Origin of the sequence: Geomicrobium sp. JSM 1781026 (assembly GCF_041949955.1) — a bacterium.
Classification (GTDB): domain Bacteria; phylum Bacillota; class Bacilli; order Bacillales; family Marinococcaceae; genus Geomicrobium_A.
On sequence record NZ_JBHFQF010000001.1, the window covers coordinates 502,795 to 519,852 of the forward strand.

The 17,058-nt window shown below is 45.3% G+C and carries 14 protein-coding genes; all 14 read left to right on the forward strand.

Annotated features, from left to right (window positions below; all coding sequences use genetic code 11):
* Positions 1–5 precede the first annotated feature (5 nt).
* The 14 genes from rseP to ACE1TF_RS02595 all read left to right on the forward strand — a co-directional run bounded on the left by rseP (position 6) and on the right by ACE1TF_RS02595 (position 16,972).
* A complete protein-coding gene (gene rseP, locus ACE1TF_RS02530) occupies positions 6–1,265 on the forward strand; it encodes an RIP metalloprotease RseP (RefSeq protein ID WP_375013959.1) in 1,260 nt (419 codons plus the stop codon).
* Positions 1,266–1,296: 31 nt separating this feature from the next.
* Positions 1,297–2,970 (forward strand): proline--tRNA ligase, encoded by a 1,674-nt coding sequence (locus tag ACE1TF_RS02535; RefSeq protein ID WP_375013961.1) that lies wholly within the window; start codon positions 1,297–1,299, stop codon positions 2,968–2,970.
* A 55-nt stretch (positions 2,971–3,025) separates the two neighbouring features.
* Complete coding sequence (locus ACE1TF_RS02540; RefSeq protein WP_375013963.1) at positions 3,026–7,321, forward strand: PolC-type DNA polymerase III; 4,296 nt, start codon at positions 3,026–3,028, stop codon at positions 7,319–7,321.
* A 136-nt stretch (positions 7,322–7,457) separates the two neighbouring features.
* Positions 7,458–7,925 carry a ribosome maturation factor RimP gene (gene rimP / locus ACE1TF_RS02545; protein ID WP_042396847.1) on the forward strand — a complete coding sequence of 156 codons (468 nt, stop codon included), beginning with the start codon at positions 7,458–7,460 and terminating at the stop codon, positions 7,923–7,925.
* 41 nt (positions 7,926–7,966) lie between these two features.
* On the forward strand, positions 7,967–9,118 hold the full coding sequence (gene nusA / locus ACE1TF_RS02550) for a transcription termination factor NusA (RefSeq protein WP_375013965.1): 1,152 nt from the start codon (positions 7,967–7,969) through the stop codon (positions 9,116–9,118).
* On the forward strand, positions 9,115–9,387 hold the full coding sequence (gene rnpM / locus ACE1TF_RS02555; protein WP_375013967.1) for an RNase P modulator RnpM: 273 nt from the start codon (positions 9,115–9,117) through the stop codon (positions 9,385–9,387). Before nusA ends, rnpM begins: the two co-directional genes overlap by 4 nt.
* Positions 9,384–9,689, forward strand: coding sequence for a YlxQ family RNA-binding protein (locus tag ACE1TF_RS02560; RefSeq protein WP_042396840.1), 306 nt, complete (start codon positions 9,384–9,386; stop codon positions 9,687–9,689). Before rnpM ends, ACE1TF_RS02560 begins: the two co-directional genes overlap by 4 nt.
* 18 nt (positions 9,690–9,707) lie before the next feature.
* Positions 9,708–11,834, forward strand: coding sequence for a translation initiation factor IF-2 (infB, locus tag ACE1TF_RS02565; RefSeq protein WP_375013969.1), 2,127 nt, complete (start codon positions 9,708–9,710; stop codon positions 11,832–11,834).
* Positions 11,831–12,106, forward strand: a complete 276-nt coding sequence (locus tag ACE1TF_RS02570; RefSeq protein ID WP_042396837.1) for a DUF503 domain-containing protein — start codon at positions 11,831–11,833, stop codon at positions 12,104–12,106. The genes infB and ACE1TF_RS02570 overlap by 4 nt, the downstream gene beginning before the upstream one ends.
* Positions 12,107–12,132: 26 nt before the next feature.
* Positions 12,133–12,477: a 30S ribosome-binding factor RbfA gene (gene rbfA / locus ACE1TF_RS02575; protein ID WP_042396835.1), complete on the forward strand. Its 345-nt coding sequence runs from the start codon at positions 12,133–12,135 to the stop codon at positions 12,475–12,477.
* Positions 12,478–12,494: 17 nt separating this feature from the next.
* A complete protein-coding gene (truB, locus tag ACE1TF_RS02580) occupies positions 12,495–13,415 on the forward strand; it encodes a tRNA pseudouridine(55) synthase TruB (protein WP_375013972.1) in 921 nt (306 codons plus the stop codon).
* A gap of 21 nt (positions 13,416–13,436) precedes the next feature.
* Entirely contained in the window at positions 13,437–14,387 is a 951-nt protein-coding gene (locus tag ACE1TF_RS02585; protein ID WP_042396833.1) for a bifunctional riboflavin kinase/FAD synthetase, read from the forward strand.
* A gap of 135 nt (positions 14,388–14,522) precedes the next feature.
* Positions 14,523–14,792 carry a 30S ribosomal protein S15 gene (rpsO, locus tag ACE1TF_RS02590; RefSeq protein ID WP_042396831.1) on the forward strand — a complete coding sequence of 90 codons (270 nt, stop codon included), beginning with the start codon at positions 14,523–14,525 and terminating at the stop codon, positions 14,790–14,792.
* Positions 14,793–14,866: 74 nt separating this feature from the next.
* Positions 14,867–16,972 carry a polyribonucleotide nucleotidyltransferase gene (locus ACE1TF_RS02595; protein ID WP_375013975.1) on the forward strand — a complete coding sequence of 702 codons (2,106 nt, stop codon included), beginning with the start codon at positions 14,867–14,869 and terminating at the stop codon, positions 16,970–16,972.
* The last annotated feature ends 86 nt before the right edge of the window (positions 16,973–17,058 follow it).

The following is a 17,058-nucleotide window of genomic DNA, read 5'->3' on the forward strand; positions in this document are numbered from 1 at the left end:
AGCATGTGCAAACGCTCATAGCCGTTATCATTATTTTTGGGTTGATCGTAGCGATTCACGAATGGGGTCATCTGTACTTTGCCAAAAAAATGGGCATCCTCTGTCGTGAATTTGCGATTGGCTTTGGACCGAAGTTGTATTCAAAGAAAAAGAATGAAACGCTCTATACGATTCGCCTTTTTCCAATAGGTGGGTTTGTTCGAATGGCAGGGGAAGACCCCGAATCGGTTACGATCAAACCAGGCTATGAGATTGGGCTTACATTTAACGATGAAGACAAAGTAAAAGAAATTATCGTCAACAATAAAGCGAAACATCCGAATGCGAAGATCGTGTCAGTCGAACGTATTGACCTTGAGCATGAGATGATGATTGAAGCTTACGGAGATGAAGACGAAGGACTCGTCCGTTTTGAAGTCGATCGCCAAGCTGACTTGATCGTTGATGAAGAAAGAGATCAACTCGCACCGTGGGACCGACAGTTTGGTTCCAAAAAGCCATGGCAAAAAGCCGTAGCGATTTTTGCAGGACCGCTAATGAATTTCGTGCTTGCCATTTTATTGTTCGTGACGTACAACGTCATGGAAGGCGTGCCAGTCCCGATCGTTGACCAAGTGATGGAAGGCTCTCCTGCTGAAGACGTTGGCCTTGCTCCAGGAGACGAAGTGTTATCGATTAACGGTGAAGAAATTACGTCTTGGGGTGAGATGTCAGAAACGATTCAAACGAGTCCTGGCGAAGAATTATCGTTCCATATTGAACGTGCTGACAGTTCTCAAGAAACGATCCTCATTTCACCCGACAGCATTTATCAAGAACCACTCGATGAATATTTTGGACAAATTGGTGTCGTTCCTGAATCTGAAGTATCGTTTATGCTCGTCATTACAGATAGCTTCGTGAAGTTGTGGGATGTTGTTGAGCTAATTGCAGATGTACTGTCACTCATCTTTACCGGTGAGTTCTCCATTGACATGCTCGCGGGTCCAGTTGGAATTTACGACTACACCGGAGAAGTTGTGCAAATGGGGTACGAGATGCTGTTCTTCTGGGCAGGCATACTCAGTGTGAATATCGGGATTATGAACTTGTTGCCAATCCCTGCACTTGATGGCGGGCGCCTCGTCTTTATTGGGCTTGAAGCTATTCGTGGAAAGCCGATTGACCCAGGAAAAGAAGGGATGGCTCACTTTGTGGGATTTGCCCTCTTAATGCTGCTTGTAATCATGGTAACGTGGAACGACATAACACGTCTTTTCTTATAGATGAGACAGACAAAAAAGTGAGTTGAATGCGATGAGACAACAGACATTTTTTAGTCCAACAATGCGTGATGTACCTGCTGATGCTGAGGCGGTTAGTCACCAGCTGATGCTTCGTGCAGGATTGATTCGACAAAACGCAGCTGGAATTTATTCATATTTGCCGCTTGGTCAGCGGATGATTCAAAAAATCCAAACGGTCGTGCGTGAGGAAATGGACAATACAGGCGCTCAAGAACTGTTGATGCCAGCCATTCAACCTGCAGAACTATGGGAAGAATCCGGGCGATTGCAAGATTACGGACCTGAGCTTGTCCGCTTGCATGACCGTCACGAGCGACCTTTCGTTCTCGGTCCAACCCACGAGGAAGTGATCACATCGCTCGTCCGTGACGGTGTGACGAGTTACAAACGCTTGCCGATGAATTTATACCAAATTCAAACGAAGTATCGCGATGAACGGCGCCCACGGTTTGGGTTGCTTCGCGGTCGTGAGTTTATTATGAAAGACAGCTATTCATTTAGCATTACAGAAGAAGAGCTTGACGAAGAATACTGGCGGATGTTTGCGACGTATGAGCGAATCTTTTCCCGACTTGGCTTGAACTTTAGAGCGGTTGAAGCGGACGGTGGGGCCATTAGTGGTTCATCAGGTCAGACACATGAATTTCAGGCACTCGCTGATATTGGCGAAGATACAATCGCCTATTCAGATGGATCAAACTTCGCAGCAAACATTGAAATTGCCGCAACACATCCGCCGTCAACGGACCGGGTGGGGGAAGAGCAACCGCTCTTGAAAACGGCACTGACAACAGTGGAGAATCAGGAACAGTCTGCTGTTGTTACGTCAACGCTCTTTTTTGTAGAAGACGCACCGGTACTTGCCGTCGCACAAAAAGGCGATGACATTAGCGACGTGAAATTAGGGGCTGCGATTGGCAGCATTGATGTTGTAGAAGCGTCCATTGACCAAGTTCAATCGCTATTCAATGTTCAATCAAATGATGACTTAGGGCCAGTAGATGTGCCAAGCGATGTGCGCGTACTGTTTGACCATCGCCTCGAGCCATTTGAGAGTTTAATCGCTGGGGCGAACGAGACAGGACAAGCCTACGTGCACGTGAATGCAAAGCGTGACGTGACGGACCACACATTTGCCGATATTCGTCTCATTAAAGAAGGAGACCCGTCACCAGATGGCAAGGGCACGATCCAATTTGCACAAGGGATTGAGATTGGACAAGTGTTCAAGTTAGGGACGAAGTATTCTGAGACGTTAAAAGCAGAAGTGTTAGATGACAATGGACGGTCTACACCACTTACGATGGGGTGTTATGGCATTGGCATTAGCCGAACGTTAGCAGCAATTGTAGAACAACATCACGATGAGCGAGGCATTGCTTGGCCGAAAGAAGCGGCACCGTTTGATGTTCATTTGCTCGTCTTAAATGCAAAAAATGAAGAGCAAGTGGCGTTGAGTGATACGCTCTATGAAACATTAAAAACGGCAAACTATGATGTATTATACGATGATCGAAAAGAAAGAGCAGGCGTGAAGTTCAATGACAGTGATCTTTTTGGGTTGCCAGTCCGCATCTCCGTTGGAAAACGGGCGGGAGAAGGCATTGTGGAAGTAAAGGATCGTAAATCAGGGGATATGGATGAGGTTCACGTTGATGAGCTACTGGTTTTCTTAAACAAATAAAGAACAGAGAGGGCTGACCAACGTCCTCTCTGTTCTTGTCTGAGGAGGGGGAGCAATGGACGAGAGGATGAGGGAAGATCGCTTTTTGCTGTTACTCGAGCAGATCGGCATGAGTGATGATCCGTTTGCAAAAGAACTTCAAGACGGCAAAATTACCCGACTTGAAGTGAACCGCTCACAAAAGCATTGGCAATTTCACTTGCAAGTGAAAAAGCCTGTTAGCGCTAGCGTGCTTCAACTATTAAATGAAAAGCTAAAATCTGCGTTTCAAGAGATTGCAGCTGTTGGCTTTTCGATTCATTATGAAGCAGGGGAATTAAAGAAAGAAGACATTGAACCGTATTGGCAGGCGATTGTCCAAAAAGCAGAACAAATCCCTGACCATACTCGCATAAAGCTCGAGCGTTCCGTTCCGAAAGTGAACGAACGCGGCATATTGTTACGTTGTTTGAGTGAAGCAGAAGCAAATTCTCTCGAACGACAAGTAAAGGCGCAACTTGAGAAGGCGATCGCACAAGTTGGCTTTGAACGAATAAACCTTGACACATATGTGGAGGCGAGCTCTGAAGAAGAAGAACGATTCATCCAAAAGAAACAAGAAGAAGATCAAACGAAGGTCATTGAGGCAATGATGGAGAGGCAAAAGCTAGAAAAAGAGAGCGGTGCAAAACTCCAGCACCAGCCTTTACAGCTAGGCTATCCGATTAAGGACGAAGCCGTCCAACTTACATCAATTCAAGATGAAGAACGACGTGTGACGATTGAAGGGTATGTGTTTGACGTAGAAACACGGGAGCTTAGAAGCGGACGCTTATTGCTTACTGCGAAACTGACCGACTATAGTGATTCACTGCTCGTCAAGATGTTCTCAAGAGACAAAGAGGACATTCCGATGATGCAACAACTAAAAAAAGGCATGTGGATTAAAGCAAGAGGTAGCATTCAAAACGATACATTCGTTCGAGATTTAGTCATGATCGCCAACGATATGCTTGAGATTAAAGTGAGTGAGCGGATGGACGAATCGCCAGAAGGGGAGCGGCGTGTCGAACTGCATACGCATACGCTTATGAGTCAAATGGATGCAACAGTGAGTGCTTCTGAACTTGTCGCTCAAGCGGCTAAGTGGGGGCATGAAGCGATTGGCATCACTGACCACGGTGTCGTTCAAGCGTTTCCTGAAGCTCATGCAGCTGCGAAAAAGCACGACATTAAGCTGTTGTATGGGATGGAAGCAAACATTGTTGATGACGGAGTGCCGATTGCGTACAACGAGAGTGACCGCCACTTGTTAGATGATGAATTTGTCGTTTTTGACGTGGAGACGACAGGACTATCGGCGGTGTACGATACAATTATCGAACTTGCAGCCGTCAAAATCGTGAACGGTGAAATTGTGGAGCGGTATGAATCGTTTGCCAACCCCCACGTGCCATTGACCGCAAAAATTACCGAACTTACCGGAATTACTGACAAAATGCTTGAGGATGCCCCTGAAGTAAGTCAAGTGCTTGAAGAATTCCATCGTTTTGTTGGGGATAGCGGTCTTGTTGCTCATAATGCGAGTTTTGATATCGGCTTTATTAACGCAGGCAATAAAAAGGTGAACCTTCCAGAGATTACAAATCCGGTCGTTGATACGCTGGAGCTCGCCCGCTTTTTGTATCCGAATTTAAGAAACCACCGACTCAACACGCTTTGTAAAATGTTTGATATTGAGCTTGTAAGTCACCACCGTGCCATCTATGATACAGAGGCTACTGCTTATTTGTTTTACCGATTATCCAAAGACGCAGAAGAGCAAAACATGACGATTCACCGTCAGTTAAATGATAACTTAGGCCAAGGAGATTTTTATAAAAACCGGCCGTCACATTGCACCATTCATGTGTTAAATCAAACCGGGTTGAAAAACTTGTATACGCTCGTTTCGTTATCACACCTCCACTATTTCCACCGGACACCTCGAATTCCTAGATCCAAATTGAAACAACACCGCGAAGGGTTGTACATTGGATCGGGTTGTGAAAAAGGGGAAGTGTTTGAGGCGGTCATGCAGAAGTCACCGGAAGAAGCAGAAAAAGCCGCAAAGTTTTATGATTATATCGAGATTCAACCGCCTGACCTTTATATGCATCTGATCGAAAAAGAAATCATTCGCACAGAAGCGCAGCTGTACGATGTGCTACGCAAATTAAATGATTTAGGGAAGAAACTTGATAAACCTGTAATTGCTACGGGTAATGTGCATTATTTAGAGCCAAGAGACCGGGTATATCGCAAGATTCTCATTGGGTCGCAAGGTGGAGCAAACCCACTGAACAATCAAACGTTACCGAAAGCCCACTTTCGCACCACTTCTGAAATGCTCGACGCATTATCTTTTCTAGGTGAAGAAGCGGCAAGACAAGCCGTCATCGAGCAACCGAAAGCGCTCGTCCAACATGCTGAAGACATTCAACCCGTGCCTGACGACTTGTATACGCCAAACATTGAGGGCGCAGAAGATGAGATGCGCGACATTACGTACGGCAGAGCGAAAGAAATATATGGTGAAGATTTGCCAGAAATCGTGGAAGCACGGCTGAATAAAGAATTGGATAGCATCATCGGTCACGGGTTTGCGGTCATCTATTTGATTTCACAAAAGCTCGTAAAACGATCACTAGAGGACGGCTATCTCGTTGGTTCAAGAGGGTCGGTCGGCTCTTCATTTGTTGCCACAATGTCAGAGATTACCGAAGTGAATCCGCTGCCGCCACATTACGTCTGCCCAAGTTGCACTCACTCCATCTTTTTCGACGATGGTAGTGTAGCATCGGGCTATGACTTGCCGAAGAAAGCGTGTGAGCAGTGTGGAGAAATGTATGCGCGTGACGGCCAAGACATTCCATTTGAAACGTTTCTCGGGTTCAAAGGAGACAAAGTCCCCGATATTGACTTGAACTTCTCAGGTGAATATCAGCCACGGGCCCATGCATATACGAGAGATTTATTTGGGGAAGAAAATGTGTACCGTGCGGGAACGATTGGGACCGTTGCCGAAAAAACAGCGTATGGCTATGTACGTGGCTATCAAAATGATCATGGTTTGCACTACCGAGGGGCAGAAGTTGATCGATTGGTGAGCGGATGTACAGGTGTGAAGCGGACAACTGGACAGCACCCTGGAGGAATTATCGTCGTCCCCGATGATTATGATATTCATGACTTCTCCCCAGTTCAATATCCAGCTGATGATAAAAATGCGACGTGGAAAACGACCCACTTTGACTTTCATTCCATTCATGATAACTTGCTCAAATTGGATATACTCGGCCACGATGATCCGACGGTTATTCGCATGCTTCAAGACTTAAGCGGCATGGATCCCAAGGACATCCCAATTGACGATCCTGACGTAATGAAAATCTTTGAAGGGCCAGAAATCTTAGGGGTAACGTCAGATCAGATTATGTGCAAAACGGGAACGTTTGGTATCCCTGAGTTTGGGACTCGTTTCGTGCGACAAATGTTAGAAGAAACGAAACCACAAACCTTTTCTGAGCTTCTGCAAATCTCCGGTCTATCCCACGGCGCCGATGTGTGGCTCGGTAATGCAGAAGAACTGATTCGTGACGGGATTTGCGAATTAAAAGATGTGATTGGTTTACGAGATAATATTATGGTAAACCTTATTTATAAAGGGTTAGAACCAGGCCTTGCTTTTAAGATTACGGAGTTTGTGCGTAAAGGGAAAGGGTTACAAGACGAGTGGATTGAAGAGATGAGAAAGCACAATGTGCCGGAGTGGTACATTAATTCTTGTTTGAAGATCAAATACATGTTCCCGAAGGCCCACGCTGCAGCTTATGTTCTCATGGCTGTGAGAATTGCCTACTTCAAAGTGCATCATCCGATTCTTTTTTATGCGGCGTACTTTAGTGTAAGGGCGAGCGACTTTGAATTGGACACGATGCAAAAAGGCGGAACGGCAATCCGGGCGCGCATTGAAGATATTCAGCAAAAAGGTTTTGATGCGTCTCCGAAAGAAAAAAATCTCGTCACCGTTCTTGAACTCGCATTGGAAATGTGTGAGCGAGGCTTTGCGTTCCGCGACGTTGATTTATACCGCTCGGAAGCGACCCAATTTCTAGTGGATGAGGATGGTTTGATCCCGCCATTCGGTGCCCTTGAAGGTGTTGGGTCAAATGCTGCTAAGAACATTGTGGATGCGAGGCAAGGTGGAGAGTTTTTGTCGAAAGAAGATTTGCAGCAACGTAGCAAAGCGACAAAAACCGTCATCGAGCATCTCGACCAAAGTGGAGCGTTGGAAGGGTTGCCAGATTCCAATCAGCTTTCTTTGTTCTAATTTGCATTGTTTGCCATTTTGGTTTATACTAATTTTTGGTGACAAACGGATAAGTTTTAGGAAAGAGTGGGGCTTCCCCACTCTTTCTTGTACGTTTAATGTGCTTTTATAAGAGGCATCGATTGGAGGTAGAGAAATGTCTCAAGAGATTACACAAGCCGTTGAAAGACTCGCCACACCCATCCTTGATGAACTCGAGATGGAATTGGTCGATGTCGAGTATAAAAAAGAAGGTAGCAACTGGTTTTTACGGTTGTTCATTGATCATCCAAATGGAATGGGGCTGGATGAATGCAGCCTCGTAAGTGAACGCGTGAGTGAAGTGTTAGATAAAGAAGACCCGATTGAAGGTTTTTATTATTTGGAGGTTAGCTCCCCGGGTGCTGAACGTCCATTGAAAAAACCTGCCGATTTCGAAAATGCCGTCGGTAAGAAAGTGTACGTGAAGACGTATGAACCAATCGAAGGTAGAAAAGAAATTCAAGGCACACTCACCGAGTATGAAGAAGGTGAATTGACAGTGGAAGTAATCGATAAAACGAGAAAAAGTTTGATTGCTGTCCCTGAGTCGAAAGTAGCGAAGGCACGCTTATCTGTCTTATAAATGAAGCGTAGCCTGATATTGAAGGGAGAGAATGTACTGTCATGAACAGCGACTTTCTAGATGCTTTAACGACGCTTGAGGAAGATAAAGGCATCGAAAAGGAAATCGTGCTCGAAGCGATTGAAGCCGCATTAATTTCTGCATATAAACGAAACTTCAGCCAAGCACCAAACGTTCGCGTTGACATTAACCGTGACAATGGTGAAATTAAAGTGTTTGCTAGAAAGCAAGTGGTGGAAGAAGTTTTCGACCCTCGCTTGGAAATTTCGGTTGAAGCTGCCAAAGAGATGAGCGTGCGCTATGAGCTTGATGATGTTGTAGAAATTGAAGTGACACCGAAAGACTTTGGAAGAATTGCAGCACAAACTGCCAAGCAAGTCGTTACTCAACGAGTGCGCGAAGCAGAGCGCAGCATTATTTATTCAGAGTTTATCGATCGCGAAGAAGATATTATGACTGGGATTGTACAAAGGCAAGATCATCGTTTCATCTATGTGGATCTAGGAAAAGTGGAAGCCATTCTTCCACAAAGTGAACAGATGCAAAATGAAACGTATCGTCATAACGACCGGATCAAGTCATACATCACGAAAGTGGAAAAGACGACAAAAGGTCCACAGATTATGATTTCAAGAACCCACCCAGGGTTATTAAAACGATTGTTTGAATTAGAAGTTCCAGAGATTTATGATGGAACTGTAGAAATTCAGTCCGTAGCGAGAGAAGCAGGAGATCGTTCAAAGATCTCGGTTCACGCTGAGGACCCTGAGGTCGACCCGGTCGGTTCTTGTGTTGGCCCTAGAGGACAAAGGGTTCAAACGATTGTCAATGAACTAAAAGGCGAAAAGATTGACATTGTGCAGTATTCTTCGAACCCTGTTGACTATGTAGGAAATGCGCTCAGTCCGTCAAAAGTGTTGGATGTGCAAGTGAACGAAGAGGAAAAAAGCACACTCGTCGTCGTTCCCGATTACCAACTATCTCTTGCGATCGGAAAGCGCGGTCAAAATGCACGACTAGCGGCAAAGTTAACCGGCTGGAAGATTGACATTAAAAGCCAATCAGAAGCTGAAGAGCTTGGCATTTACAACCCAGAAACAGCACGGGTTCCCGGTGAAGAGTCCGCTTCCATAGAAGGTGAGGAGTGGACGGATGATTCTTGGGAAATGACAAAGGAGCATGAAGAGGAATGAGAAAGCAGAACACCCCTCTTCGCAAATGCATTGTTACGAATGAAATGAAGCCTAAAAAAGAGCTCATTCGTTTAGTGCGGGATGCAGATGATTATGTGAGCGTCGACCCGTCTGGTAAAAAAAACGGACGCGGGGCTTATGTGACTCATTCACCTGAGAGTTTCCAAACGATGCGGGAAAAAGATTTATTGTCCCGTCATCTTAAAGTGAAGCTGACCGCTGAGGATTATGAACGCCTCATAGACGAGAGCAAAGAGGCAAGCCGATGACCGAGGAGGCGTTCTACAAATTCCTTGGTTTGGCAATGCGAGCAGGAAAAGTGGTAAGCGGTGAAGAAACGGTTCTTAAAACCGTCCGCGACCAACGCGCCAAACTCGTCCTCATTTCTAGTGATGCTTCAAGCAATACAAACAAGATGTTTCATGCGAAGTGTCATTCTTACAACGTTCCGATTCAGACAGCAGGAACTAGAGAGCACCTTGGCAGAGCAATCGGTAAACATGAAAGAGTTGTCCTTGGCATAACAGACGAAGGTTTCGCAAAAAAACTACAAGTCATGATCAATGATTAGAAGTTGGAGGTTATGCTTATGCCGAAAATGAGAGTCTATGAATACGCAAAATCTGTAAATAAGTCGAGCAAGGACATTGTTAACCTTTTAAAAGAAAAGAATATAAAAGTAAGCAATCATATGTCCGTGATTGATGATCATGCCATCAAACAGCTAGAGAGTGAATCAGCGGAGAAAAAGGATGGGAGTATGCAAAAAGATAATAAACCAAAAACAACTACCCAAGCGGCGAGACCTACGAAAGCCGCTGGCGGACAAAGTAACGACAACTCCACGCGCAACCGTCGTCAAGCCCCTAAGCAAAATCAACGTCCCCCGCACCTACGCGGAAATCGGGGACCAGGGAAACGTGGAAAAAGCAAGAAAAACCGGCCAAAAGAAGCACCAAAGACGCCGGAAAAGATTACATTTGCAGGCAGCTTAAGCGTTGCTGAACTTGCCGATAAGCTAAAGAAAGAGCCTGCTGAGCTCATTAAGAAACTAATGGGTCTTGGTGTAATGGCGACAAAGAATGAAGAGTTGGATGCGACAACTATTCATTTGCTATGTGAAGACTTTGGTGTAGAAGTGGAAGAAGAAGAAGTCGTTGACGTGCTAGATATGGAATTATACGAAGAAGCGGACACAGAAGATGATCTTCAAATTCGCCCACCAGTTGTCACGATTATGGGACACGTTGACCACGGTAAAACGACCCTTCTCGATGCGATTCGTAAAACGAAAGTAACGGACACCGAAGCGGGTGGAATTACACAGCATATTGGTGCGTACCAAGTGAAAGAAAACGGGAAGAAAGTGACGTTCCTTGATACACCAGGACACGCAGCATTTACAACAATGCGTGCACGGGGTGCAGAAGTGACCGATATTACCATTCTCGTTGTTGCAGCAGATGATGGGGTTATGCCACAAACAGTGGAGGCTCTAAACCATGCAAAAGCCGCAGATGTACCGATTATTGTTGCGGTCAACAAGATGGATAAAGAAAACGCAAATCCAGATCGAGTCATGCAAGAACTTACCGAGTACCAACTCGTTCCTGAAGCGTGGGGCGGGGAAACCATTTTTGTGAATGTGTCTGCGGTAAAAGGGGAAGGTATTGATGAGCTTCTCGAAATGATCCTTCTCGTCGCTGAAGTAGGCGAACTAAAAGCGAACCCTGAAAAGAGGGCACAAGGAACAGTCGTTGAAGCTGAGCTTGATCGTGGACGCGGTCCGGTTGCGACGTTGCTCGTACAAAATGGAACGATGAACGTCGGAGATCCGATTGTTGTCGGGAGTACGTTCGGAAGAATTCGTGCAATGGTAAATGACGTCGGTCGTCGTGTGAAAAAAGCGGATCCATCAACACCAGTTGAGATTACAGGACTTAACGATGTGCCGCTAGCTGGTGACCAGTTCCTCGTGTTTGAAGACGAGAAGAAGGCTCGCCAAATTGGTGAAGGACGTCAAGCCCGTGCGAAAGAAGCAGAACGTAAGCAAACATCAAAAGTAAGCCTTGATGATCTGTTTAATCAGATTCAAGAAGGTGAGCTTAAAGAAATTAATGTAATCATTAAAGCAGACGTTCAAGGTTCGGTGGAAGCGGTCCGTGGCTCACTTGAGAAGATTGACGTTGCAGGTGTGAAGGTGAATATCATTCATACCGGTGTAGGAGCGATTTCTGAATCCGATGTTATTCTAGCTTCTGCTTCCAACGGGATTATCGTCGGCTTTAACGTTCGCCCAGATGTGAATGCGAAGCGCACCGCTGAATCAGAAAAAGTAGACATTCGTCTACACCGCGTCATTTATGATGCCATTGAAGAAATTGAATCGGCAATGAAAGGCATGCTTGACCCTGAATTTGAAGAGAAGGTTTTAGGACAAGTAGAAGTTCGCCAAACCTTCAAAGTATCCAAGATCGGTACGATTGCCGGTAGCTATGTGACCGATGGGAAAATCACACGTGACAGTCAAGTTCGGGTGATTCGCGACGGGGTTGTCGTTTACGATGGCCGGGTTGAGGCGTTGAAACGTTTCAAAGATGACGTGCGCGAAGTGGCAAAGAATTATGAGTGTGGCGTGACACTTGAAAACTTTAATGATGTAAAAGAAGGCGACATTATTGAGCCGTTCGTTATGGTTGAAGTTCCAAGAACATGATTGGTGCCCTTCATGTAACGTGTTCCCTTCCTTCATCACACTCATTAAAAGAGAAGCGAGCGGTGCTGCAAAGCATCCTCACGAGAGTTAGAAAACGAAACCTATCGATTTCAGAGATGGATCATCAAGACGCTTGGCAACGTACTTCTCTTAGTGCTGTATGCATAAGCAGCGACCGCAAAGTGATTGAGCGGGAGCTGCAAAGCGTGCTTGATTTGATTGATCAGTCTGAAGGGATCGATTGTTACGATATGGAATATGAGTGGCTGTAAGCTGCTCTGTAAACTGAGGTGTTACGATGAGTCAGATGAGAGCACAGCGTGTTGGAGAACAAATGAAAAAAGAGATGAGTGACATTCTTATGCGTGAGGTGAAAGATCCACGCGTGCAGTTTGTCACCGTTACTGGCGTTGATGTGACTGGAGATTTGCAACAAGCGACGGTGTATGTCACCGTTCTTGGTGAAGATGAAGAGAAAGACGCAACGCTAAAAGCACTCAAGAAGGCAAAAGGGTTTATTCGTTCAGAAATTGGCAAACGAATTCAACTGCGAAAGACACCAGAGATTGATTTTTCGTTGGATGAGTCAATTGCTTATGGAAATCGCATTGAAGAATTACTAAAAGATCTTGATAACAATTAGTCCAGGAGGAAACGTATATGGTGCAAAGCGGTATTTTGCCATTGTATAAACCTGCTGGATATACTTCTTTTGATCTTGTTGTCCAAGCAAGACGGTGGTTTAAGACGAAAGAAATTGGACATGCAGGCACTCTTGACCCTAGTGTCACGGGTGTTCTGCTCATTTGTGTTGGACGAGCGACCAAGCTTGTTCCGATTTTAATGGAACAAAAGAAAGCCTATGACGGCGTGGCAGCGTTAGGAGAAGCAACGACGACCGAGGATCGCGAAGGAGACGTTATTGCACACGCTTCAATTGAACGAGTGCCGTCTCAAGCGGACATTGATCAAGCGATTGCGAATTTTAACGGTACGCTCCAGCAAGTGCCGCCGATGTATTCCGCTGTTAAAGTAAAAGGGAAAAGATTATATGAATATGCCCGAGCGGGCGAAACGGTAGATCGTCCAGTGCGAACGGTGACGATTTATGATATGAAGCGTAATGGAGAGGTAGTAGAGACGAGTAGTGGTCACGTTCATGTTCCATTTTCAGTGACATGTTCCAAAGGCACTTATGTGCGTACACTTGCCGTCGACCTCGGCAAAGCACTCGGATTCCCTGCTCACCTTCACCAGTTAACGAGAACAATGAGTGCAGGTATCACAGACGCGCATTGCGTTACCGTTGAAGATATGGAAATGGCAAGTGAACGAGGGAATGCAGACGAGAAGCTGCTCCGCGTTGACGATGTGCTTCAAGATATTCAGCACGTTGAAGTGCCACTTCCAATTGCCAACCAAGTGAAGAACGGTGCGGTATTTCAAGCAGATCTATTTCCTGATGCAAAACGAATGGTGCTTACACATCAAGGGCAAATGCTTGCCGTATATAAACAACACGAAAACAAACCAGGTAAAATAAAACCTGAAGTGATGCTTGTCATAAAAGAACAGCCGTGATTGAAAGTTGGGTGACGAAACATGGGTATTCATTACTTATCACAAAGCTTGAATGGAGAAGAACGACACACGTACCCACCAGTCTCGATTGCACTCGGGTATTTTGATGGCGTGCACCAAGGTCACCGAAAAGTGATTCAAGCGGTCATCGATGATGCTTCGAAGAGAAATGTTGAGAGTGCGGTTCTCACTTTTCATCCGCACCCAAAGACGGTCCTCGGTAAAGAGCCGCTCCAACAATATGACGAAATTACACCGATAGAAAAGAAATTAAGCGTACTGGAATCATTAGGCGTTGATCATATATTTCTCGTCACGTTTGATGAGCAGTTGTCGAGTTTATCTCCGCAGCAATTTGTCGATACTTATCTTATTCCAATTCATGTAGTACATGCGACTGCAGGATTTGATTTTTCATACGGTCAGTATGGAAAAGGGACGATGCAGGCAATGCCTGAATACAGTCGTGGTCTCATTACAACGACGGTCATTGAAAAGTGGGAGCAATCGGGTGAGAAGGTAAGCTCAACCCGTGTTCGTCGCGTGATTGATGAAGGAAATGTAGCTGAAGCAACCGAGCTTCTAACGCGTCCGTATGAATTGAGTGGCACCGTCATTCGCGGCGACCAACGGGGAAGAGAACTCGGCTTTCCAACGGCAAATGTGGAGCTTACTAGCAATTTTATCGTGCCGGCTACAGGTGTGTATTTTGTGACGGTAAAAACCGCACAAGGGGAGAAACGAGGCCTTTGCAACATCGGATATTTGCCGACATTCTTTGAAGATCGCCAAGATGTGAGCGTCGAAGTGTACGTATTGGATTTTGACGGTGACTTGTACGGTGAACAAATGGATGTGCAGTTTCTTGACAAGGTGAGAGACGACGAAAAGTTCGACCGTGTAGAAGATCTCGTTACCCAAATGAAAGAAGACGAAAAAAAAGCGAGAGCTTATTTCACAAGTTCACGATAAACACTTGCATTGTGTCGATAAAAAAGGTATTCTAGCACAGTAGTCTGCCATGGGCAGATCACCATATTCTTGGCATATTCGCTCCACCGGCGATTTGCGAGGAATGTGGAGAAAAAGAAAAAGGAGGTGGAAAGGATGGCACTAACTCTAGAGCGCAAACAAGAAATCGTTGAGCAATACAAAACTCACGATAAGGACACCGGTTCACCGGAAGTTCAAATCGCTATCCTAACAGAGCAGATTAATGAGTTGAACGATCACTTGCGAACGCATAAGAAGGATCATCACTCTCGTCGAGGTCTTTTGAAAATGGTTGGTAAGCGTCGTAACTTACTCACGTACTTGCGTAACAAAGATGTCACGCGTTACCGTGAGATTATTAAAAAGCTAGGATTACGTCGATAAAGCAGAAAAGCGGGAGATCTCCCGCTTTTTTTCAAATCCTAAAAGAAATGAAATCGTAAAGGAGGGGCAAAAGCATGTCAGTAGAACCCCGTACGTTCTCGACCATGATCGGTGGAAGAGAAATGACATTTGAAGTTGGAAAGTTCGCGAAGCAAGCGAGTGGAGCTGTGCTCGTTCGTTATGGCGACAGCGTCGTACTTACTGCCGCCACAGGTTCGAAAGAACCGAAGGATCTTCCGTTTTTCCCACTTACCGTAAACTACGAAGAAAGATTATATGCGGCTGGAAAGATTCCAGGCGGCTTTATTAAACGTGAAGGCCGTCCATCTGAACATGCCGTTCTTACGAGTCGCTTGATTGACCGACCGATTCGTCCATTGTTCCCAGATGGTTTTCGTAACGATGTACAAGTCATTAACACGGTCATGAGTGCAGACCCAGATGCATCATCAGAGATGGCCGCAATGATCGGTTCATCACTTGCGTTATCGATTTCCGATATCCCGTTTGCAGGTCCAATTGCTGGTGTACAAGTTGGTCTCGTAGATGGAGAATTCGTTGTAAACCCAACTCACGAACAATCCGTTCAAAGTGAGATGGATCTAACGGTTGCAGGAACAAAAGAGGCCATCAACATGGTTGAAGCAGGAGCAGATGAAGTCTCTGAAGAAACAATGCTCGAGGCGATTTTGTTTGCCCATGATCAGATTAAAGAAATCGTTGCGGTTCAAGAAGAGATCGTAGCTCAAGTGGGCAAAGAGAAAATGGACGTTGTTCTGAAAACGCTTGACGAAGATCTGACGAATCAAGTGCGAGCCTTATCTGAAGGTAAACTTAAAGATGCCGTTCTCGTTAAAGAAAAGCACGAGCGTGAAGTGGCTCTTAAAGATGTCGAAACGGATATTGTCGAGCAGTTTGAAGATGAAGAAACGATTGATCATGTAAAAGAAATCTTAAAAATGCTCACGAAAGAAGAGTTTCGTCGTCTCATTACAAAAGAAAAAATCAGACCAGACGGACGAGGACCAGAAGAGATTCGTCCACTTGCTTCCGAAGTTCAATTGCTGCCAAGAACCCACGGCTCAGGTTTGTTTACAAGAGGTCAAACACAAGCGCTAAGCGTGTGTACACTAGGTGCACTCGGAGAAGTACAAGTGATTGATGGGCTTGGACAAGAAGAATCGAAACGATTCATGCACCATTACAACTTCCCGCAATTTAGTGTTGGTGAAACTGGACCGATTCGGGCGCCAGGAAGAAGAGAGATTGGACACGGGGCTTTAGGGGAACGAGCGCTTGAGCGCGTCATTCCAGATGAAGAGTCATTCCCGTATACGATACGTCTCGTTTCTGAAGTGTTAGAGTCTAATGGTTCCACATCTCAAGCAAGTATTTGTGCCAGTACGTTAGCGATGATGGATGCAGGTGTACCCATTAAAGCACCAGTCGCAGGCATTGCAATGGGGCTTGTAAAAGAGGGCGACGATCTCACGGTTCTCACGGATATCCAAGGCATGGAAGATGCACTCGGAGACATGGACTTTAAAGTTGCAGGGACGTCAGTAGGTGTGACGGCATTACAAATGGACATGAAGATTTCAGGGATTAACCGAGCCGTATTACAAGAGGCACTCCAGCAAGCAAAAACAGCACGGATGCACATCTTAAATAGCATGCTCGACGTTATTGACACGTCACGTCCTGAGCTTTCGGCTTATGCCCCTAAGATTATGACGATGCACATTAAACCTGAGAAGATTCGCGATGTGATTGGACCGAGTGGAAAAGTGATTAACCAAATTATTGAAGATACCGGTGTGAAAATCGATATTGAACAAGATGGTACGGTTTACATTTCTTCTACAGAAGCTTCTCTAAATGAGCAGGCAAAAGCGATCATTTCTGATATCGTTCGAGAAGTTGAAGTTGGTGAGATCTATCACGGAAAAGTGAAGCGCGTTGAGAAATTCGGTGCTTTCGTTGAGCTTTTCAAAGGCAAAGATGGGCTCGTTCACATATCACAATTAGCTAAAGAACGAGTTAACAAAGTTGAAGACGTTGTGAAAATTGGTGACATGGTCGATGTGAAAGTGACAGAGATTGATAACCAAGGTAGAGTCAACCTCTCTCGCAAAGTCCTTCTAAAAGATGAGCCAAAAGAAGAATCAAAAAGTGAGTAACAGGAAAACTTGGTCCACCGCCAAGTTTTTTTGTTTTAAAAAATACATAGGAAGTTTTTGTTAGAGCGTTTAGTCGAGCGGGTGTT